At 29.0% G+C, this 22345-nt stretch carries 23 protein-coding genes; 7 read left to right on the forward strand and 16 right to left on the reverse strand.

From position 1 onward, the window contains the following. The first annotated feature begins 44 nt into the window (after positions 1–44). Positions 45–1097, forward strand: coding sequence for a helix-turn-helix transcriptional regulator (locus FYJ80_RS03785; RefSeq protein ID WP_154424798.1), 1053 nt, complete (start codon positions 45–47; stop codon positions 1095–1097). Here FYJ80_RS03785 and FYJ80_RS03790 read toward each other — a convergent pair. Next, positions 1090–1683 (reverse strand): hypothetical protein, encoded by a 594-nt coding sequence (locus FYJ80_RS03790; RefSeq protein ID WP_154424799.1) that lies wholly within the window; start codon positions 1681–1683, stop codon positions 1090–1092. The two genes, FYJ80_RS03785 and FYJ80_RS03790, sit on opposite strands and share 8 nt — an antisense overlap. Positions 1684–1784: 101 nt before the next feature. On the opposite strand from FYJ80_RS03790, the gene FYJ80_RS03795 reads away from it, so the two are divergent. Together FYJ80_RS03795 and FYJ80_RS03800 are read left to right on the forward strand one after the other, a co-directional pair. Then, positions 1785–3158 carry a hypothetical protein gene (locus tag FYJ80_RS03795; RefSeq protein ID WP_154424800.1) on the forward strand — a complete coding sequence of 458 codons (1374 nt, stop codon included), beginning with the start codon at positions 1785–1787 and terminating at the stop codon, positions 3156–3158. Between the two features lie 495 nt (positions 3159–3653). After that, positions 3654–3803 (forward strand): J domain-containing protein, encoded by a 150-nt coding sequence (locus FYJ80_RS03800; protein WP_154424801.1) that lies wholly within the window; start codon positions 3654–3656, stop codon positions 3801–3803. A gap of 15 nt (positions 3804–3818) precedes the next feature. Here FYJ80_RS03800 and FYJ80_RS03805 read toward each other — a convergent pair whose 3' ends face one another. The 15 genes from FYJ80_RS03805 to FYJ80_RS03870 all read right to left on the reverse strand — a co-directional run bounded on the left by FYJ80_RS03805 (position 3819) and on the right by FYJ80_RS03870 (position 18873). Further along, positions 3819–4295 (reverse strand): hypothetical protein, encoded by a 477-nt coding sequence (locus FYJ80_RS03805; RefSeq protein WP_154424802.1) that lies wholly within the window; start codon positions 4293–4295, stop codon positions 3819–3821. 336 nt (positions 4296–4631) lie between these two features. Beyond that, positions 4632–5564, reverse strand: coding sequence for a WYL domain-containing protein (locus FYJ80_RS03810; RefSeq protein WP_154424803.1), 933 nt, complete (start codon positions 5562–5564; stop codon positions 4632–4634). After that, positions 5554–6798, reverse strand: coding sequence for a WYL domain-containing protein (locus tag FYJ80_RS03815; protein WP_154424804.1), 1245 nt, complete (start codon positions 6796–6798; stop codon positions 5554–5556). Before FYJ80_RS03815 ends, FYJ80_RS03810 begins: the two co-directional genes overlap by 11 nt. Positions 6799–7813: 1015 nt before the next feature. Then, entirely contained in the window at positions 7814–8011 is a 198-nt protein-coding gene (locus FYJ80_RS12220; RefSeq protein ID WP_407921431.1) for a hypothetical protein, read from the reverse strand. Positions 8012–8110: 99 nt separating this feature from the next. Beyond that, complete coding sequence (cas2, locus tag FYJ80_RS12225) at positions 8111–8386, reverse strand: CRISPR-associated endonuclease Cas2 (protein WP_154424805.1); 276 nt, start codon at positions 8384–8386, stop codon at positions 8111–8113. Continuing rightward, positions 8386–9387: a CRISPR-associated endonuclease Cas1 gene (gene cas1 / locus FYJ80_RS03825; RefSeq protein ID WP_154424806.1), complete on the reverse strand. Its 1002-nt coding sequence runs from the start codon at positions 9385–9387 to the stop codon at positions 8386–8388. Before cas1 ends, cas2 begins: the two co-directional genes overlap by 1 nt. Before the next feature lie 80 nt (positions 9388–9467). Beyond that, the gene (locus FYJ80_RS03830) at positions 9468–11084 is read right to left on the reverse strand and encodes a type 2 periplasmic-binding domain-containing protein (RefSeq protein WP_154424807.1); all 1617 of its coding nucleotides are present in this window, start codon (positions 11082–11084) and stop codon (positions 9468–9470) included. After that, entirely contained in the window at positions 11068–12015 is a 948-nt protein-coding gene (locus FYJ80_RS03835) for an RAMP superfamily CRISPR-associated protein (RefSeq protein WP_206360953.1), read from the reverse strand. The genes FYJ80_RS03830 and FYJ80_RS03835 overlap by 17 nt, the downstream gene beginning before the upstream one ends. 85 nt (positions 12016–12100) lie before the next feature. Next, positions 12101–12988, reverse strand: coding sequence for a type III-A CRISPR-associated RAMP protein Csm4 (gene csm4, locus FYJ80_RS03840; protein ID WP_154424810.1), 888 nt, complete (start codon positions 12986–12988; stop codon positions 12101–12103). After that, on the reverse strand, positions 12981–13610 hold the full coding sequence (gene csm3 / locus FYJ80_RS03845; protein WP_154424812.1) for a type III-A CRISPR-associated RAMP protein Csm3: 630 nt from the start codon (positions 13608–13610) through the stop codon (positions 12981–12983). Before csm3 ends, csm4 begins: the two co-directional genes overlap by 8 nt. Before the next feature lie 3 nt (positions 13611–13613). Continuing rightward, a complete protein-coding gene (gene csm2 / locus FYJ80_RS03850) occupies positions 13614–14051 on the reverse strand; it encodes a type III-A CRISPR-associated protein Csm2 (protein ID WP_154424814.1) in 438 nt (145 codons plus the stop codon). A 2-nt stretch (positions 14052–14053) separates the two neighbouring features. Next, the gene (gene cas10 / locus FYJ80_RS03855; protein ID WP_206360954.1) at positions 14054–16351 is read right to left on the reverse strand and encodes a type III-A CRISPR-associated protein Cas10/Csm1; all 2298 of its coding nucleotides are present in this window, start codon (positions 16349–16351) and stop codon (positions 14054–14056) included. After that, positions 16344–17240 carry a CRISPR system precrRNA processing endoribonuclease RAMP protein Cas6 gene (gene cas6, locus FYJ80_RS03860; RefSeq protein ID WP_154424818.1) on the reverse strand — a complete coding sequence of 299 codons (897 nt, stop codon included), beginning with the start codon at positions 17238–17240 and terminating at the stop codon, positions 16344–16346. The genes cas10 and cas6 overlap by 8 nt, the downstream gene beginning before the upstream one ends. A 77-nt stretch (positions 17241–17317) precedes the next feature. After that, positions 17318–17899 carry a DUF4230 domain-containing protein gene (locus FYJ80_RS03865; RefSeq protein ID WP_154424820.1) on the reverse strand — a complete coding sequence of 194 codons (582 nt, stop codon included), beginning with the start codon at positions 17897–17899 and terminating at the stop codon, positions 17318–17320. A 2-nt stretch (positions 17900–17901) separates the two neighbouring features. Further along, positions 17902–18873: an ATP synthase subunit B family protein gene (locus FYJ80_RS03870; protein ID WP_154424822.1), complete on the reverse strand. Its 972-nt coding sequence runs from the start codon at positions 18871–18873 to the stop codon at positions 17902–17904. Positions 18874–19193: 320 nt separating this feature from the next. Between FYJ80_RS03870 and FYJ80_RS03875 the strand changes: the two genes are divergently transcribed. Genes FYJ80_RS03875 through FYJ80_RS03890 form a run of 4 tightly spaced genes read left to right on the forward strand, consistent with a single transcriptional unit; the run spans position 19194 to position 21959 of the window. Next, on the forward strand, positions 19194–19439 hold the full coding sequence (locus FYJ80_RS03875) for a hypothetical protein (RefSeq protein WP_154424823.1): 246 nt from the start codon (positions 19194–19196) through the stop codon (positions 19437–19439). 11 nt (positions 19440–19450) lie between these two features. Then, positions 19451–20497, forward strand: coding sequence for a hypothetical protein (locus tag FYJ80_RS03880; RefSeq protein ID WP_154424824.1), 1047 nt, complete (start codon positions 19451–19453; stop codon positions 20495–20497). Next, positions 20490–20930 carry a hypothetical protein gene (locus FYJ80_RS03885; protein WP_154424826.1) on the forward strand — a complete coding sequence of 147 codons (441 nt, stop codon included), beginning with the start codon at positions 20490–20492 and terminating at the stop codon, positions 20928–20930. The genes FYJ80_RS03880 and FYJ80_RS03885 overlap by 8 nt, the downstream gene beginning before the upstream one ends. Next, entirely contained in the window at positions 20931–21959 is a 1029-nt protein-coding gene (locus tag FYJ80_RS03890; RefSeq protein WP_154424828.1) for a hypothetical protein, read from the forward strand. Positions 21960–22345 lie beyond the last annotated feature (386 nt).

The following is a 22345-nucleotide window of genomic DNA, read 5'->3' on the forward strand; positions in this document are numbered from 1 at the left end:
TTATTCTGCTCTCGAAAGATAAGAAATTGGAGCAGATAAGCGAAATGGGAAAAGGAAAAATTGTGAACACACAAATTCTAGCACTTATTAGATATCTGCAATCTCCTTTAGGAAGAACAGTACCTCAGTTAGTAGAAGATATGGGGGTGTCAAGAGCTACTATTTACAGATACTTGGTTACAATTCAGGAGATGGGACTTCCTTTAACTTCAGAAAATAGAGGGAGAGAAGTTTATTATTTCTTCGACATGAATAATCCTCTTGTTGGGAAAAATATTTTTGAGAGTCTTCCATTTCTTAAAGATGATTTCGTATTTGATAAGGATGAGAAATTATTAATTGAATTACTGTTCTCCAATACAGATGCTACATTTCCCATCCTTTCAAATCGAATTAATGATTTACATGAAAAAATGCAAACGCTACTATCTTTTGCGGGACATGTATCAGATAGTGAAAAAATAATCCCTATAAAAATCGATAGAAGGGGTGTTAGTATAGTTCACTCTTTTGTTGACCTCCCTAAGAAAAAGGAAGGCGATAAGATGGATATTATCACTGCTCTTTGTGATGCTTCTTTTTCACATAAAGTATGCACCGTTACATACAGATCAAAGGCTGATACAGTTAAAACTTATGATATTATGCCTTTAATTGTTTTTTCATTTCAGGGCGGTATATATACTATTGCAGAGACAAAATCTTATGATTATTGGTGTAAATTAGCTATTGAAAGAATTGAAGATTTAGAGGTCAAAAATGAGCGTTTTACTAGAAAAACTAAATTAGATGTTGAGTACACCTTAACTGATCCTTTTGGAATAATCCAATGTGACCAGTTTGAAATTAAAGTTCAAGTTGATAAAAACAATGCTCAATATCTAATGGACCGTGAATGGCCTAAGGATAGAGTTAATTTCTCAGAACCAGACGAGAATGGTAACGTCATATTCTCTTGTATAACATCAGGAGAATTTGAAGTACTTAGATGGTTAAGATACTTAGGAAGTGGTGCTAAATTAATATCACCACCTGAGCTTGTTGAAAAATTAAAAGAATCAATAAGAGATTTAAGTAATACCTACGGCCTTAATTAAGGACCTTTACTTCGCCATTTATTCCAAGTTTATACCAAAGCTTTCCTATTTTAGGTAGTTCCTTTTCATCCGCAACAAAGAAAGCTTGGTTTATTATTTGCTCTTTAAAAGGGAAAGCAAAGCGTGTTGTATATCCAGATAGGTATTTATCAATTTCTTGATTATATCTAGTAGTTAACCCGCAAATAATATGTACTCCTACTTGTATCAGCATAGTTGCACTCTTCAATATAGAAAGGAGTTCTTCATCTGTTGAAATGATAGGAAAAATAAATACTTCATAAGGCATTTTATTCCTTCCCACATTATATTTTTCTATATTTTCTGCACCAAATCTTACTAGCTCTTCATACCTACTTCTATAAAAACCATTTATTCCATGTTTAAGCATATCAACTGCTTTACATGAAGGATTATTGATATAATGGATATTTACGTTATCACCACCACTCTCTTTTATTGATTCAAGCATCTCATTTTCAAGTTTAAGTATTTCATCGATATTACTTCCTGTAATAAGGCAATGAGGTGTTTTGCTATCTAAGTTAATATTAAAGCCTTCATATGATAATAGTTTTAAACCCATAAAAATTTTCTCCAATACCTAATATTTATCATCTAATAGTCTCAATATTTGAGACACATACCTTTTAATCTATTACTAATCTTCAAATAATGGAGAAAAATATGTACAGAGACGATGATGATGGTGATTTAGGATTAGGGCTTATTGGTTTAGGTATTGGTGCACTAATAGGGCTTGGTTCATATGCTTATTCAAAGTATAAAGAAAATCAAGAAGCTAAATATGCAAGTAAGCAGATAACTTATACACAAACAAATAAAACATATACTCCATCAGACTATGATAATTTACTTGATTTTAGTGAAGACTATATAGGTGCATTTCATACTTTATTCTGTAGATTTATTCCTGCTTTCGCTACATATTTTTCCTCAATGGCAGCGATAGATATTTCTGAGAATACAGACTGTATCACTGAATATGAGCAAATAGTAATATCAGAATGGTTAGAAAAAGAAAATGAACAAACAGAATATGCTGGTTTATTCATAACTGAGACTATCAACCAGGTAAATGATTTATTAATGAATCAAAAAGAAAGAGGGAGCACCATTAAATTTCTTAAAGACCAATTTTGTTCAATTCATGATAACTATAATGATAAAGATCTTTTAAATGAAATTATAATCAAATATGCACTTATGCTCACAACCAGAATGGTTCCAGCAGCTTATTCATATAGCTTTAATGTGGCAAAGAAATGGGGAATGACTAAAAAAGATTTTACTAATATTGCAATTGAAGGAGGCTATAAAGAAAGTAGCATATCGTTCCCTAAATTACCATTGAAACCATCAGATCTTAATGACATTTTAGATTTCAATGAAGATCCTTTTTTCATCTATTATTTACGTAAAGAACATCTATATTGCAGCCGTGTTGTTCCTGCTTTAGCCTCTTGTTTATGGGTTATGTCTGATATAGAGCACTATAGTTATGATAAAGAATATCTACAAATTCTATTAGATGGCGGAATAAACATTAATACCTTTTCACCAGCATTCATCAAAGCTACTATTGATGCAGTTTATAAGAAGCGTAATCAGATAAATATAATTCTATATAAAATCAAGGATTATTTGGATAAACAAGAAACACTTAGAACTGCCATTCCATTCTTTGCTTTGTTATTGGGACCAAAAATTAATATTCAGTGTTTTAATGTTTTTTTCCAAATCTTTGGCTACTCAACTGAAGAGATGAATGAAATATGCAACAATAGTGTAGCATATGACGGTATAGACTTTAACCAAATAGATGAGTTTAAAAAATACAGCAAAGATTATAAAGGTAAAATTACTGAATCCTTAGAAATATTAGGACTCTCAGCAGATGCAACTAAGGATGAAATAAATGCAGTTTGCATCTTTTGGCGGTCGCAAATGCGTTTTATAACGGCCGTTTTGCAGAGCATAACAGCCGCTCATTTTTGTTATTTGACCATAACCTATCGGGTTTTGATTTTGATTGTGTAGTGCTTTGTAGCTCGCTTCATAATGGAGTTTGAGGAACCTCATTGTTAAGTATCATTACCTTCCTGCTATCTAGATTGAGCTATGAACAAACAATAGTGTGCTCTTTTTCTATTCGTTATGATTTTCTAGTATCTTGAAAAGTATCTTAATCTCACTCTCGTCCTTGATTGTGTGAATCAAGAAATCGTCTAGAATAATCAGTTCCACTTGAGATACTTTTTCATCTTGCGGTAATTTTTATCGTAATCTTGCTATTTATTACTTACTATAAACTGTTAAATTATTTCACTTCTAGATAGTGAAAGTGCATAGTGTTTGATAATGATATCCTTGTAATCCAGCATACATTATCCTCCTTAATAAATGTATTTTCATCCTTTAGAATAAATACATCTATTATCATGGAGACATTGCTATTAATAAAAGAATAGGCGACCGTTTGGCTTCGCATTTCGACCGTTTGGCTCTACAAAGTAGGCTGTTAGCTTACGCCATATGCAAATAAAACATGCTTATAAAGTTTTATCTAGAAAATTCCATCCAGATACAATCCTTGGTAAGAATCTAGATGAAGCATTTATAGAATTTGCTTCTCAGAAGTTCAGAGAGATTAATGAGGCTTATAATTTCCTAATAAATTTATAGCCACAGAAAACTCATTTACTGTTTACAACGTTTTCTTCTTGAATCCCATTCATCCAATAGAGAGAAAGAATCGCTATTAATTGCTTGTAAGCATTCTTTCATATAACTTATTATTCCCTCGTTAAATTTACATTTTCCCCTAGCAGTAGGATGCGGAATATCAAAAATAATAGTTTTTGATTTGGGTTCATATAAGGAATCAATATTTTCTGAGTATCTATCTATACAAAAGAATTTAATTTCTTCTCTTAAGCTAGACCAAGGATTCCATAAACTATATCTCCCCTCAAAAATACTTTCTGCTATGATAATCTGAGGGTTTATTTCTTTGATTTGATTAAAAATAAATTTATAGTTGAGAACTGTTGCCCAATGAATTTCTTTCAAATTCTCTTTTGAAGTTTTAAGTCTTGGATATTTTTTTAGATTTATCCATGCAACCGAATTCAAAGCATTTTCCACATTTTGAAAGCCTAAAAGCTCTTTTGTCATTTTAGCATTATATGATAATGCTGAATTTCCTTTAGGATTACTACCGAAAGTTTTAATAGCACCAATAAGACCTGTTTCTTTATATATAGATAAATCTTGTTCTGTTTTACAATATGGTTCATGAGCTATAAAAAGAATTTTATAATTTGCTTTATTATAGCTTTCAAAATCAACGATTCCTTCAAAACCTTTTTGAGTAATTAATTTTTAAATCCTGATTCTTTTTCTATAAAAGCACTATCAATATGGCTATTCTTATAATTATCAAATTGCTCATTCCAGTCTTGAGACATTATTTAAACTCCTGCTTTAAAGTTTAAGACACTATTTAGTTATCTATATAATAATTTGTTTTATTAGTCTCTTCTTGACAAGTTCAATAAAGCTTTGTGGCTCTACAACTTTAACAAACCTACCAAAAGAAAGAATATCAATTACAATTTCCTCCTCCATATCTTCATCATAATATATTTTTATTCTCCATTGATTATCAGATATTTGTTCAGCCTCTCTCTTAAGTGGGGAAAAGTGGAGTAATAATCGTTCTTTGGTTGCTCTTTCATCAGTAACCTCAAGTACTACGCTCTTCTGATTTATTTGCATATTATACTGATCAAAATTCGAACAGTAATCTCCAATTTCTACATCTTCAATACCAGACATTCTTAAATACCCAGTTTTTGAAACATCATCAATAAATCCTTCAAATATTCTAAACTTATCATTTTTTATTGAGTATTCAAGCTTAATTGGGACACAAGAAAAAATACTTATCTTTCCACCTGTAGAGTGATATTTTAATTTTATATATCTTTTCTCTTTGATTGCTGATAAAACCTTCCTAAAACAGGTAATATAATTCTTATCATCATATGGATCACCATCATTATTTTGATCAAAAAACACAATATCTTCAAAATTAAATAATGTTCCACTCTCATCAATTGGTTTGATACTATCTATAAATAGTTTCATCCTTTTGTCAGCTATAATAGAATTAAGCCATTTTTTCTCTATAACTGTCATAGACCTATTAAATCTATTTTCTAATGTAGAAATATATTTACCCGATTCTTCTTTTTCTATTAGTGGCCAGGATTTGTTAGCTACCAAACTATCATATATTCTTTCTGCATTGGCATCACCTATAGAATATTGATTTATAATATCTTTTATTTCACCTCTTGTAAGACCTTTTTTTTCAAGAGAAGCATTTATTATTAACCCTACAGTTCTAAAGTCAGAAGAAAAAACACTATCAAAAAGCATTATAATACTCCTTAAGGGCAGAAATATCTTCTTTTATTTCTTTTAAGAATAAAGAATCAGAAGAGGATATTGAGATAATTTTTCCATAGAATGTACGTATCCATGGAATCATGCTATAAGGACTTAATACATCATTTGTTATTAAATATAACGTTTCATCAATCTTTTTGATAACACAATTTCTTTTTTCTCTATTGATCCTTTTTAATATATAATCTTCATTTGAATTAATCTTTACAACAAATTCCACATGTTCAGTCTTCCATTCTTTTTTTATACTAGTGCCCCACATTTTATCATGATTATCTAGATAGAATTGCTTATGTATTAATGCCTTATCATCGATATTTTCTGTTTTAATATTATGCATTTTATCTAATCTAAAGAAAGCATATAGATTATTTTTATAGTTAAAACAAAATAAATATTGTCTTCCTTCACTAACGCTAGAATATATTTTTAATGGGTATACTAAAAAATGATCATTACTCTCATGCTGAGTCAACGAATTATAATCAAATTCTATTTTTCTTGATGTTCTAATAGCATCTAAAGTAACACATAAAATATCAGCATCAAGTACATGATTTAGATAATTATGTTTAAATACAAATAAATCTTCTTTCGATTTTTGATAATCTCTCTGTATTATTTCCCCAATAAAACCAGCAGGAAAAGCATTTGAAAAGAATGATAAAGAATCCTTCAAGTAATTTAAATTTATTTCATTTTTTTCAATATAATACTCAAACCTATTTCCAATAATAATGGTTGAAACTATACCTAAAGACACAAGCTCTTCAAGTTTATTTCTTACTGTATCTGGGAAATATTTTTTTTGAGTTATATTACCATCAGAATCCTCATAGAAATTGTAATATCTTTGTCTTAATTCTTCTGTTATTTCAGATATTTTCTTTGTCTTATTATCATGAAGTATATCAATTATGTGAAAATAAAAACTAATATCATTACTACTATAACTTTTTATAAAAAAAATTTTATGTAATGGATTATTTTGATGCTTTCTTGCATCAACAGATATAAACTTCCTAGTTTTTCCTGCTTTCCTAATAATTTGAATATTCTCACATAACGCATTCTCAATTATTATACTTGCTCCTCTATAAAAAGAAGCAAGATATTCATCTTTAGTTTTACTACCATCGACATAGAAATTTAGAATTATTTCTCTAAGTCTTTCTAAGTCTCTAATACTCTCAGAGTATGCCATATTATCTCTCTTTTTCTTATAAATATACCATATAGAGATTATTAATATTTAAAAATCCCTTTATACAGGTCGTCTATTAATAACCAGTGTGGATGGACAGTTGGTAAGAACAAGCCAATGAAGTCTAAATCCCTTTATACAGGTCAGCTATTAATAACAATGATTTTAAAGTATGAAGACTTTCTCGGGAAACTGTCTAAATCCCTTTATCCAGGTCAACTAATAATAACTTGTATACTGAAATTGGAGTAAAAAAGATGCAATTACATTGGTCTAAATCCCTTTATCCAGGTCAACTATTAATAACGACAATGCCGGTACAAATCTAGTAAGATTCGACACACAGTCTAAATCCCTTTATACAGGTCAGCTATTAATAACAATATGTTCAAGAAAGTATTAGAGATAGCCTTTGAAAAATTGTCTAAATCCCTTTATACAGGTCAGCTATTAATAACAATGATTTTAAAGTATGAAGACTTTCTCGGGAAACTGTCTAAATCCCTTTATACAGGTCAGCTATTAATAACTACAAAGTAGACGCAGAGAAGTTCTTCTTGTACTACGAGCGTCAAAATCCCTTTATACAGGTCAATTATTGATAACTTAATGGAGATATTTCTATCTGAGACGTTTCAAATGAGTCTAAATCCCTTTATACAGGTCAGCTATTAATAACTGAGAATGATTCATGTACAGATTGATGTAACTGCACCACTTTCTAAATTCCTTTATACAGGTCAACTATTAATAACATGGTTACGAAGCGGAAGTCTCAGAGTATTATCTGGTCTAAATCCCTTTATACAGGTCAGCTATTAATAACTCTACCATTTACTTTTCCTTTCGTCAAAACTAATTATTATATTGAAAGTGCAGACGTGATAAAGATTAACCTAAAATTTTAATAATCCCATATTATTTGGTTCATATATTTAATTATCAGTTAATGAATTAGAATAAAGTGCCAATCAGAGTTTATTATTGGGAAAAATAAGGGAGTAATAGTTTAGCACTATATTATTTGAAAAGGACCAGTTTTGCTTATTGAAATATATTTAAATCCAACATGTATGGATCTTTTTACTTGTTCTTCTCCGATTGGTATTATTAAAAGTTTATCTATTTTATCATCGATAAACTTAAAGCATTTATTAACTAATTTACTTTCTTCTACTTCATTTACAACTACCTCAATTACAGATTTTTGAATTCTTCTATTTGGAAACGTTTTAGTATTTGAGGTATTTTTCTGCTACCAATTTTAGAAGATAAATCATAAATTTACAATATATCTTTTTTCCATAAGCCCTCATATTAAAATAAATTGTTTAAATTTATTTATTCTATTTTGACAACCTAGATATAGTGTTTTATCAATCGATTCATTGTATAAAGGATATATAGACAATATTTCATTATGTTTACATATTGCATTAACGCTATGCAATATCTCCATTATCTTTGTATCATCACAATCAATACCAAAAACTGATTTTTGTATTCTCATTCCATGCTGTGATAAATACTTTGAAACCTTTTGTCGCACTCTATTATCACATATATCATAACAAAATAACCAAAACATTATTTAACCTCAAAAGGAATATAAGATTCTATCTCTTTGTTAATGTAATGTTTATACATCATTACCTGTTCCTCTAGTATCTTTTCATATGTTAGAACTTTATCTTTGTTAGGATAAAAGTGTTTTTGCTGTAATTTATTCTCAAATGCAGAAATAACAATCTTTCGACCTTCTTCATTTAATAGGACACTTTCATCATCATAAATAAAATTATCCTCTTTTAATTGCCCAAGGTTTATCATTGAACATACTAACTGATCAACAATTGGAGTTCTAAATTCTTCAACTAAATCACAGCTAAGAGAATCTCTACCATATTGTATTGAATGGAGACTTCCTATACTGATATCCAAACCATGAGATTTAATAAAAGATGAAATCTTATTAGTTAATATTGTATACAGAAAACTTAATGTTGTATTAACACAATCCTTAGGTGGATTTTTTGTTCTTTTTGAAAAACTAGCCCAGGGATATTTGAAGTTCTGTCCTAATATTTCAAAATAAGATTCAGCAGCCAGTCCCTCTATTCCTCTAATGGAATCAACGGTGCAAGCATAATCAACATTGTTTATTAGCTTTTTCAGGAATGTAGTTGCATAATTACCTAAATTACTATCGATATTTCCATTTCTAATGAGTCTTTGTATAAAATGTCTTTCATTGATAATCTTACCCTTGACAATTGCCTTTGATGTTTTACAAACCCATTCTTGATCTTCTATCAAAAGATGTTGATTATGCCGTGTAATGCAATCTTTTGAACTTGATGCAGAATACAAGCCTAATACTTCCTTTCCCTTCATAAAGAAAACTTCAGTATCAGAAGATAATATTAAAGAAATAGCAGCACCTGTTAAACCAATATTACCCATTACTAACATTCTATCTACTTTATCTGGGTATATTGTTGTTTTATTACCATCAATCCCTTCAAAAATTAATGTTTTATTGCTTGCTTTTATTTTTCCTGCTTCTTTTGTTATATATGCTGTTAACATATAAACCTCCTTATGACGCTTTTCATAAAGAGGTTTAACATATCAATGAAATACTAATATGGAAATATTGTTACATTTCTTTAATCATTATTTAGTGATAGTGATTTTAATATATCTAACCCAATATCTCTATAATCATTAAATTGGTTATCAAAAGACCCGTTAGCAGATTTAATAAGTATACTTTTAAATACATCAATTACACTTAAAAATTTATTATCCCCAGATATTGTATAATTATTTCCATAATAATCACTTAAACTATTCTCTATAGTTTTTTTACTTATACTTTTTGGGCTATGTGCAATTGGTAAAGAATTTCTAATATTACTGAATGCTTTAAATTGTTTTTGGCAATTATATAAATTACCGAAATTAATTAATGTTTCACGATTAATATTTATAGATTCTTTTGGTAATTTACTTAACATTCTTATAACTAAATATTTTTTTTCTTTAAATGATATTTCAGGTTTTCCTTCATTTTTGTACCATTGAGAAATTTCATTTGAAAAATTTGTTTTTACTAATTCATTAATAAAAACTTTTTTTTCTAATAAAGAGTCTAAACCTTTATACCAAACACCATTATAAATTAAATTAAAATCTAGAGCTTTTCCAATAATATAACTTGTCATCATATCAAGAAAAGCATTTAGAAATGCCACAGCAGTGAAGTATTGTTCTTTTAAATAGAAGAATTTAGCATTTTGAAGAGATTCATAAAGGACTAATACTGATTCATCTTTTTTAATATCCAATTCTTTATTGTCGCTATTAATGCAATAATCCATTTTATTAAGAGATTCTGAACAATTCTTCAACATTCCATATGTATTACTACTAATTTTAGTTAATTCTAAATATGCTTCATAAGCATCTTTAAATTGGTAGTTTCTTCTTTTATCAAAATAGTCAATAAATTTATCAATCCCATCAATGTATGATAAAGGTGGCTCTGAAACAAGAATTTTTGCAGCAGAATAATCACCACCTTCAAATATTTTAATTAATTTTTCTTTAGCGACTAAAAATTCTGAGTCAGAAAAATAATTTAATTTGAAAAGATTTGTATCTTTGCCTTCATTCTCTTTTGAAGAGTAAAATTGCTTAACATTCTTACAATATCTAATAGAACAGGTTGCCAATGCAAGATTCATTGCTGGTGTACCTGAAGCTATTGCAACCATAACATTTTCAAACTTTTGTTCTATAAAAAATTGGCTATATTCATTATGAACTGCAGAATAATCAGATGGATTACATGAAATGACTTTAAATTCAAAGTTTACTTCTGGAAACATTGTTTTTCCATATATTCCACTAAGTATTTTAGCTAAATCTTTTGTATCTAGATTATTATTTGATTCATCTTCTTGTTCAGTAACAAAAACAGTAACATTTAAAGGTCTTTCATCAGACAGTTCAAATGCTTTTTGAATCTCCTTTTTCAAGATAGGAAAATCTATTACTGTAAAAGTATGATCATTATCATCAGCTACTTTTACATAAATAGGAGAATTTAAACGACCATCTTCATTAATGTCTAGGGAATCATTTCCATTTAAAGCCTCAACAATAGTTTGAACTCTTTGTACAAAACAATTGTTATTTTCTTTACATGGCAAATACTTATTACCATTTCCACTTTCTCGAACTATTAAATCAGAATTTCCCAAATTAATTATTAGCCTCATCTTTTCTCTCCTTTACTGAAATCAGGCAAAAACCAAGAGGATAAGTATTATCCATTGTTTTAGGACGAGATTTTCCACCTGTTATGTTAATTGTATTAACTAAACCATTCCTAGTCTCTATAGGTAAATCAAATGTTTTATTCTCAATACCTGTATAGTGTCCTAATCGAATAAAATATTCTCCCTCGTTTCTACTCTCTTTTTTACACCTTTGCCATAATTCTTGTGCACCTACATCCTTTTTCCAAACCTCTTTTTTTAGGAATTTATCATCATAAAATGATAAGCTCTTTAACAATCCATTCATCGATACTTTCGCAACACCGTTAGGATATTTAACAACTATTGAGCCTTTTGCAATTACATCTTTTGATTTCTGAGAGTTTTTATTATGAAGGCACCATGCGTCAGTCATACCAGAATATGATGGAATACCAGTTCCTACTTTTAAATCACCAATTACCAAATTGGAATTTTCAATAAAAAAATCTGATATCATTATATTCTTAAATGGATCACCTAAAATACCATTTGTATTTCCTACTATTGACCATTCAAATACCTTATCGTTTTTTTCTGGTTTAATAATATTTCCTAGTCTTCTTTTTTTCTCTAAAAAGGCTGTTCTAAGTGCCCCCTTTATACTTGATCCAGGGATATAAGGCTTTCCTGTTATAATATCGGTAACAACCTTTCCAACCTCTTGCTCCGGATGGTTATATAAACGCTCCCATGCTAATTTAGTAAATAAAACAGAAGATTCATTTGTTTTTAAGTTACTCTCAATAAGATTTCTTGCTACTTTGAAATTTTTTGCAGTAAAACTATCAATTAGCTTATTAATACTATAATTATCTAATTTTGAGAGTAATTTATTCATATCTAAGATTTTTCCAGTTAAGTCATTTCTGTTTATAGGGAAAACCTCCATAAGGCCATAACTATCACCTGAGATAATTACAACAGGAGAAATAATATTTATCTTTACATCATAAACCTTAGTATAAACAATGTTTTCATCCGACATATTTTAACCTCACAGGAAAAGCATAAGCATAAGTAGAAATCTTTGAATCTGTACTTACATTATTGATAATTTCTCCTTCTCCTGCGTAAAAAGTAGAACCAATATCAAATAGTGCTATTGGACGCTTATTGAAAAAGCCTTTATTGGAATATAATCTTCCTACAATTCCAGAATAAACTTCTATTTTGTATGATAATGGATTTAGATTATTTCCAGCACACTTACTCAATGTCATGAATATACTTTCATCGCATTTAAAAGAGAAAATTTGATTTTCAATTTCACTCAAGTCGACTAGTGAAATTCGACAGTTTCCTCTTCCTATATTCTTATTTCCTCCCAATCCATATGTAGAAAGTAAATCTAATATTTCTAATAAATTGTTAGGAGAAAATCTCTCAATATTTAAAAATTCTACATATGCAACCAGTGTTATTGGACACAAATAACTGTCTGTATATAATTGTCCTTCTGCAGCTTTCATTGATATGCGATCAATTGATACTCTAGTCTCCTCAACAGATTTAATGGAAGGTTGCCTCAAAAATAAATCTAAATCAGATAGCTGCTTAATACCTAATTGCATGAGTTTAAAATCTTCAAGACCAATCCAATGAAGATCTTTATTCTTCTTTACCTTTTTTCTCAATTCTGCAGCATCTACATTTTCTTTACGTTTAGTAGGTATTATAGGAATTGGAAAAAATCCTTCAGGTAAAGCAGAAGATATTCTAATCGGAGAATTTTTTACAAATTCACTTGCAATATCTTCTCCTTTTATATCTGATAAACCCCAAACAATTTGTCCAAATAACTGGTCTGCAGTTGGAATAGAAGAAAAAGGAGAAAAATATTCAATTCTAATTTTTTTATACACTGAAACTCTCTCCATTGTATTTTAAGTTAATAAACTCTACTTTTCCATAGCCTCTACTACCATGCCCTCCTAAAGCATCGAGCTGCAAGAGTGTGATTCCCATCTTTATCATTTCTAAAAACTTGTTCTCATCATCTTCATTGAAAACCCTAAGAATGATTTCAAAATCAAAAACTAATCCCGAGATAACTCTTTCAATATTTCTCGGATTAGCTACACCATTTAACCTATTTATAGTATTTTCATGTTTTTCTTCTGTTGGAAGAATATTTAAACTATTTAAGGTATTAATACTTTCACTAGAAAGTTTTGCATCTCTAAAAAGCAACCTTGTAAGCTCATCACTTGTCATATCGCCAAATAGTATTGGAATAAGGCTATTTGGAAATTGTTTAATACTTGATGGTTTTCCATCACTTGTTATAGAGCCTTCGCTTAACTCGAGCAAAGTTCTCATCTTTCCTTTGATAGAGGAACCTGGAATATATGGAAGTTCAGTCAATGGATCCCTAACTACTTCAGAATCAACACCACCAATATGGACTTCATCATTTCCAGCGCCAATATGTAATCCTGTAACTATTTTAATTTGACCTGTAATTTTATTTATCCTCATTGACATAACTTACCTCCTTTTATTTCCTTTTGAGTTATCTTTCTCCATTGAATCAAAAGTTCTTTTATATTTAACAAAAGCAATAATTGCCTCATAAAATTTTAAGAAAACAACAAAATCACTCATTGTTTCTATTTTATTTATATATTCTTCCATTTTTTTATAAAAATCATTATAACTAGAAAACTCTCTTTTATCGCATCTACTTACAGCATAAGCAATTTTTATTTTAGAAAATTTTATTAAAGGTAAGATTTCTTTTTTAAACTTATTATCTTTTTCTTCATCGGAAGAAGAACAAATAGCATCCGCATGCTTCTTTAAAACCATAAAGTCATCAAAAAACTTTCTCAATTGTGTATCACTTGGACTCTTATTCTTATAAATAGAATCTGCAATCTTTTCAGGTTCTTTTAATAATAATTCCTCGTTCATTTCTAAACCCATAATTAATCCTCCCTTATTTCATTGAATATTCTTCTTTCATAAATTACTGTAACTAATGTATCTCTATATATTTCAGCATCAATCTCATTTGGTGAAGCAACAGATTTATTAAAGCCATCCATAAAGAAATATACAACTTCATTTATTTTTTCATTTTTTTTATTTCTTTCATACGTTCTTGCTAAATCATATTTGAATTTAGGTATTATTTCATATTTCTTTGCATTACCTTTATTTTTTTCATTTATCCAATCATTCATATACATTAAATTCCTATATATAAATGATTTTGAAATAACAGGATTGGTGTAATCACAAAATGAAAGTAATTTATTAATACTTTCATTTAATAATGATAATTGGCCAAAATTGTATACATGGTTCCACAAGGAAACGCAATTTTTATCCTCATGATTTTTAGCTTGATGCTCAGCATCTTCTGCATTTCTATTACATTTAGAAAAAGGAGTATTACTATCTTCTATTGCAACACCTGCTGAGAAATGTATTTTTTTATTATCACAGCAAAATAAAGAGAAATCCTTTTTTAATCTCAATAAAAATGGAATGGTTTTATTCCAAGGGAGAACGATAAAAATATCATCACCACCATTAATAATTGTATAAGCATACTTGAATTGTTCTTCATCTAAAATAGAAGCAATATGCATACTGAAAAATTGGCTTAACATTCTTGAAAGAGTAGTATATCTTGTAAGTGTATAAGCATTATTACCCATTCCATTAATAAATATTTCGCCTAAATTATCAACATCTATCTTTATATAAGAAAGGAGAGGATTACCATAGAGCTTCACTTCATCATTTATCTTCACTTCCTGCAAAGATTTTTTTGCTATATCAGAAAACTCCATATTAGGAATATGCATATTAATGCGCCATACTGGATATTGAGTACTTTGTTTTTTCTTGAAAGGCAAAGCAAAAGATAAATCTTCTCTATCACCTTGTCCTAAAAACATTTTTACTCCAGGAAGAATTTCTATTTCATTTTCTTTCTGTGATAGAGAAAAAGAAATAATACTTTCATTTGGTAATTTTCCACCAAAAGTCATTTGCTCATGACATTCATGGCAAAGCCCATTATCTCTTTCTGTGCGTATTCCACAAGCTTCACATCTCTTTCCTTCTATTATCTCATCCTCAAATACATATCCTACTTTAGCTAAAGCCTTACTAAATTTTCTTATTTTTTGAACAGACAATAGTCGAGCAGTCTCTGCAAGCAAGTTCTTAAAAGGAGTATTTTGAGGGTTGTCACTTATTTCAAGGACATCTCTCCCCACAGCTAAACTATAATCCATTACAAGACAAAGAGTACCTAAGTATTTCTTAAAAAGGAAAATTTCAATTTCTTCTTGATAAGCAGATATTATATCTTCAACACCTTCAATATTTGGCAATATAAAGGTAAATCTTCCACCTGCATCAATTAAATCAACAAATGGAATTATTCCTATTTTGTTGCATAAGCCTAATTTAAAGGCTGTACTTAATGCACTGATAATAAAAGATCTGCCCCTAAAGGTTCTAGCTGCACCATGGAAAACTTGATTTTTCGATTGGAAAATAAATTTCTGAATACCTGATAGGTCTCCAACTATTATTCTAAATGGCTTTTCAATTTCTCCGGCAATTGCTAAAGATAAAGCCATAGCCATTGTAGCACTACAATGATCATAAATTGATATATCTTCGTTGCCATTATTTTGAGAATAAGGTATGCACCAACACCATTCAAAAATGAGGTCCTTCATCTTTGATAGTAGAGCAAGAGGAGATTGAATATTTTTAATTACAACTAATGATGATACAAATTTATTCCAGTAACCTTTAATATCAATTGAACCACTATCACCTCTCACAGGAAATGGAAAACTTTCAGCAGAAGTAAGATTCCTTAGGGGATATTTAAATACACTATTTATACCATTATTATTGAGATACACTTTTGTAAAAACCGGGGATATTGTAGTTGGCTTATTATTCTCTATTACATCTAAGCCTCCCATTACAATTTTTGATGCTTCTTTAATAATATTATAGTTATAAGAAGTAGGATTTAAACCGTCTTCAGCTATTTTCTCCCAATCTAAATATTCCCTCATTGGGCTATTAGCCAAATTAGGAATAAAATCTTCTTTTATAAAAGAATAGGAATAATCAGAATAGTTTTCTATTGTTGTTTCTTCAGTTACAAATGCTAATCTTTTAAATATACCAATGTCTCGGAACAACGTAGTGAATAAAAGTTCATACTGTTCTTTAATACTAATCATCATTTTCCTCCCCATATAGTAGTTTTATCCGGCCTAAACCAAAAGCAACATTTTTTCCAATATGAAAAAGCTCCCCTGCTCTTAACAAGTTTTTTTGTTCATTAGTTAAGGCTCCTGAAAAATGAATTTTTCCAACTACTCCACCCAATGACATAACAGTAGAAGTTCTTGATGAAACATACCTTCTTTCAACCCACCTTTGATCTCTTTCTATAGAATAAGGAAAATTATCTAAAGTGTTTATTTTTATAGGCTGTCCATACAATTCTTCTAAAGTAATAACTCTTCTTAATATTGATTTTAAAACGTCTTGAATCAAAATTCTATTTATATATTTCCCATTACTTTTTATTCTGCATGGTGTTAATAACTCTATACCTACTATTTTTCTGCTATCAGAATTATCTTCGTTAATATCCCATTTCTTTGTATGTGCTTCTATTTCTGTTCGGTTTCCAAAAAACTCTACACTATCACTAGTTAATGAAGTAATAGTATATTTTATCCTTTCCTTTCCGATTCCATTTTCTCCTGCTTTAATAAAAGCATTTATAATAAATGGAGAGAAATACATTGACTTACCTAAAAGGGTAATATTAATAATTCCTTCATAAGGATTAATTTGATCATATTCTAAAATGAAAGGGTGAGGGGCTTTATCACGACCTGTTAATGATAAACTATCTTTATTGATGTGTGACTCGAAAATCCAAGAATATACACAATTGTCCTTTAAAACACAATCAGAACATTTACTTTGATTTTTTACAATACAACACATCCTATGCAAATTAGCACCTAATACACTGCGCAATATTGTTTCTGGATATCCGAACCATGTAATCTCTTTTTCAAATTGTAAATGGCATTGTATTTCCAAGTAATTCATATAAAATATGATAACCTATTATTCTATCCATTCAAGATTTTACTAGACAAAAAATAATGATGCATAGGTCTTAATTATCAAATTAAAATATCAGCTTTCCAATGTATCAACGGAACAACACCTAAATTAGCACATAAATTAGAAATGATATTCTCTGTTATCCTTTTTGCCTCATTGATAATAATATTATCATCCATGACTTTATTCTTTATTTCTATTTGTGCCTCTTCTAATGCTACTTTGTATAAATCAGCTCCTAAAGAATTCTCACTAAATAAATCTTTAATTTTTGAAATATTTGTGATTTTATAACTTTTAGGAGAAGAAAGCTCCTCATGAATTAAACACTTATTAGCTTCAGGAGTTGGTAAACTAAAGAAGATTTTTCTTCCATTATCCATAGATTTAATTAGCGCTTTATTAAAATCGACAGTAATAATAACATCCCCAATAATTTCTGCTTTAACACTATTTTTTCCTTGTTCAATATCAATAATAGTGCTCATTGTTGCTTTATAAACTTCTAATTTATTTAGTTGAGTAAAATCAGTAATAATATCTCCTACTTTTACTTCTTTCTTATAGATGGATGCAAAAAGTAATGAAGCAATAATTAAAATACAAATAATAGCAATTAATATTTTGATAATATTATTCATACTTAATTCTCCTTTATTGCATCTATAAGGCAATTTTTTTCTTTTTCTGCTTCAGCTATAGCTTTTTCATATATAGCAAGAAGACCTTTATTTTCATCGTTAAGAATCATATTTTTAATGTTTTCTAGCTCTTCAGAATAACAAGATATTATTTCTTTTTGACGTTCATTATTCTGAATTAGAGAAGCACCAATCATTCCAACCATAACGATTGCATCATCAACCAATCCTGGTAAGGCTGTTGTAACTGTGAGTACAGCAAGAGTTACTCCGCCAAAGGTAAAAACGCATGCCTCATAATCTCCTATTTTGTTACCTAAAGAATTATTGAGGGATGAGAGTCCTGATATTTTTATTTCAGATTCTAATATCTTTATATCTATCTTAGAAAATGTAGTTTGCTGATTAAGATATGATGCAACATCTGTCCAGAATCTAGTTCTAGCATTACACATATATGCTTGCATTGTTTTAATGATACAATCAATTTCTCTTTCTAGATCTTTTTCATCAAATACATTTTTTGAAAATGAATCTTTTACATAGTTTTCAACACTATTATTTGAAGAAAAAACATTGACTATTTTTCTTAAAAAAATATTGCAGGTACTAGAAAGACTTGTAATATCCTTTGCAAAATTTGGAATAGATTCTTGATAACCAGCAAAAAGTCTATCAATTTTAGTGCATGCATTTAGATACGCTGTAGTAATATCTTTTTGGTATTCAGAAAAGATAAATTCAAGATCAGTAGCAAATTGATTATATTCTGCTATGTACTTCTTATGGTGTAATGCTACGTCATCTACAACTTCTTGTAGCTTAGGATTATCCAAAGAATGAGTATTTGAAGAATCAACATTTGATGTTTTTTCTTCAAGTGCAATGGAAAAATCACTTTCACATCCAATTATTAAAATTAGGATGCTAAAAACGAGGATAAAAACTAATGAAATAATTCCTTGCTTTCTCATTTTGAATATCTCCTTTAAATAGTTTTATGGAACATGAGGGAATCGAACCCTCTAAAAAAGATTTCCAATGATGGCTTTATTCTTTCTTAACGCCTTGATGTCCCGTAAGCATCTAGCCTTTTTTACCCGCTGTGGGATTCCCTGGATAAAACTGGCTTTGGCTTTTGTCTTTTGACATTCAAATAATGAGTCATAGCAAAATGCGAATCGTGGAAAAAAAGTAGCATTTTCCCCTTTTTTTAAGAGAAATGAATTATCAGTCTCAATATTTGAGACACATACATAATAAAATCAAGCCAAATCTAGGTTTGGAGTTTTATATGGAATTATGGAAAAGGATTGGAGGTGCAATCCTTGGTGGTATCGAAGGATATGCTCTATATATGCTTATTGTGTTTATAGGAAATCAGGATTTAACCGAAGAAATATCCATTGTATTTGTAATTATTGGCGCTATTATTGGCTTTTTTGCTCCAATTATCACAATAATAGGAATTTTATTGCTTTTTGAACTGCTTCGAGAAGCAAACAACAGAAATAATCCAAGAAAAGGTACTTTTGTATAGGAGTATTATTAATGAACACATACTTACTTATAGCTATTCTTTTAGTTTTATTATTCTTAATATTGTCTATATTAAAACACATATATAGACGTCAAGCGAAAAAGAAATTTATAACCTTAAATACTGAAATGAAATTATCAACTAATTTCATTCAATTACCTTCTTCTCCTAATTGTATTTTTTATGATTTTTTAAAGGTTTGTACAATGGTTGACAGTACAACTTATGAGCCTACTCCTTGTTCTAAATTTAGAAAAAGTAGTGAAAGGGAATATCTTTATAGATGTCCTGTTTTTGGCAAAAAGGACCCAACCACTATTGTAGATGGAATATGCTTAAATTGTGGCTTTTTAACATCATATAATAAATTGTGTTTGGAAACTTGGGAAAGTAGGTTAAATAATATTGATTTAATTTACTCAAATATAAATCAACTTCAAAAAGATTATATTTCAGACTGTAATATTATTAGTAGAATCAGTACCTCTAATGATGAAATAATAAATCAAATAAATCATATAGTATCTAGAAACCCTTTTTCTATTGAAATAATAGAAATTGTTAACGAAATACGACACTTGAAACCATATTCTTTTGTTACTATTCAATCTCATGAAGATACTGCAAATAAAATAAAAGAAATAAAAAATAAAATTACAGAGGAAAATTGTGGTTTATATACAAAGTATCTATCTGATTTTTTAAACAATGTAGAACAAAAATTCCTAGAAAATTACTATTTTTTACCAAACTCTCGTATTACTAATATTGATAAAGAATTACTTCTTTTGTTTCCTATAAGCTCATGGCCAGTTGGAGAGATTCTTTCAATATATGATAAGTATCAAACTATGTTATTACAAGATGATGAGGAGACTAATATAGAGGATATTTATTTTGCAATTAATAAGTATTATGAAGTTCTCGAAGATATAAAACAAAGAAAGTGCAATCTTAGTTATTATAAGAATCTTATTTACTCGATAAACAACAATATATATCTGATGAAAAGCGACATATTAGCTAGATGTTACTTGGAGGTAAAAAATCATGAGTAATAATATTATCCCAAATAATCAGGATGAATATAAAGATCTAGAAATTCAAACAAAGATAGGTGTTAATTCTATTCTGTCGTCAGATATAGTTGTTAACTTTCAAGAAAAAGTATTAACAAAGGTACAGAATAAGCATCAGGAAAATTTAGTTAAATTACATTATGATTTTGTAAATGAGAATGTAAAGCTTAACCAAATTCATGAAGAAATAACTAGATTACAAGATCAAACTGATACAATTGTAGATTCAGCACTTTCATCTGGATTGCTTCTAGATAGTGATAATCTAAACAATCTTCTAGCATCTCTAGATCATGAGTCTGAGGCTATTTCAAAAGCTTATTCAAACAAAAATAAAAAAAGCAAATTAAAGTTAAGAAAACATAGTAATGACGCAATTCTTAATGAAGAAGATTATAAGGAGATTAATTAGATGTATAATTCTCAGTTAATTATTAATAAATTTGGAATTGGTAGTAATAGCTGTCATGCACCATCTTTTATTGATATAGAAGGAACTTATGCAGAGGATATTTTTTGCAATTTTACATCTATCAATAAAGAAAATGATTACGAAGAATTAAACAGAGAATTATTAGATAATACTACTTGCATCCAAGAAGATGTAGCAAACTATCTTAAAGAAGCTACCCAAATCATTAATAAACGCATGGTTTTTGAAGAGGCTGCAAAACAAGTGGTAAACCTTCATAAACAAGTTTTAGAAAAGTTAACTATCTTAGATTCATTAAGAATAAAAATAAATAATTCTCTAACAAAAAATGTAAAAAATGCTGTTTCAGAGATAATACAAATTAATGAGTTTATTTCTTATATTGATGCTGGTGAGGTTGAACTAAAACCTATTGAATTAGAACAAATTAACTCAATTACCCTACCGCCTGGTTACAATAGCCAAGATATGCTAAAAGCAATTGATAGTTTAAATGATTATGAGCTAGTTACTGATATCGTTATGGGTGGATTAGGTATTAGTACCTTATTTTCTAGTAGTAAAGCAAAAAGTGCTGTCGCAGTAGCAACTGGTATCATTGCTGTTGGTACTGCAATATTATCAACTATCGAAAAGGGACATGAAATAAAAGACCAATGTTCTGAAATAGTATCCTGCATGAAAAAAAATGTAGATGTAATTACTAAGAATATTGAATATTTATATTCTGCTGTTGATAAAATTCATGATGTTGAAAGGATGAGAAATTTAACAAATGAATACTTCAATATCGTAATAGAAAATGTTAAACAATCAGACTTTTTCATTTACCCAAAAGAAGCATTTTCAGGATCAAAAATTTCAGTTTCTCCTATCGTAATAACTAATCTAAAGAATATTTGTGATACTTTTAATTCGATTGCAAATAGAAAATACATAAATCAAGAAGAAAATGATGAGGGTAATAATACTGCTTTATTAACAGAGGATAGTGATTATTATGAATGATTATTTCAAACTACAGGAAAGAATCAGTGCTCCATATTGGAGCACCTGTTACAATAATTAGAAGAGTTTCATTATATTGCCTCATCGAATGTGTAGGAGATTATAAATAGTTTTTTGCAAATAGTGTTACAATCATTATTTTTCTCTATCTCCAAATATTCTTGACAATTGGTTAATTATTACATCCCTATTTTAGACAGGCCTGGTCCATTTTGGGGAAATGTTATTAATTGCAAAATACAGAATCGCCACAAGGAAAGGGAGTGTAATTCATTTTGTGGACATTTCCTCTTAGCTAGGCAGAAGAAGAAAAATAATCTGTAGCTGAGGTGGCAGACTGCTACCTTTTCCAGCTATCAGAATTCTAGATGCATATAAAGGTGCTG

Origin of the sequence: Bullifex porci, from assembly GCF_009695635.1 — a bacterium.
GTDB classification, from domain to species: domain Bacteria; phylum Spirochaetota; class Spirochaetia; order Sphaerochaetales; family Sphaerochaetaceae; genus Bullifex; species Bullifex porci.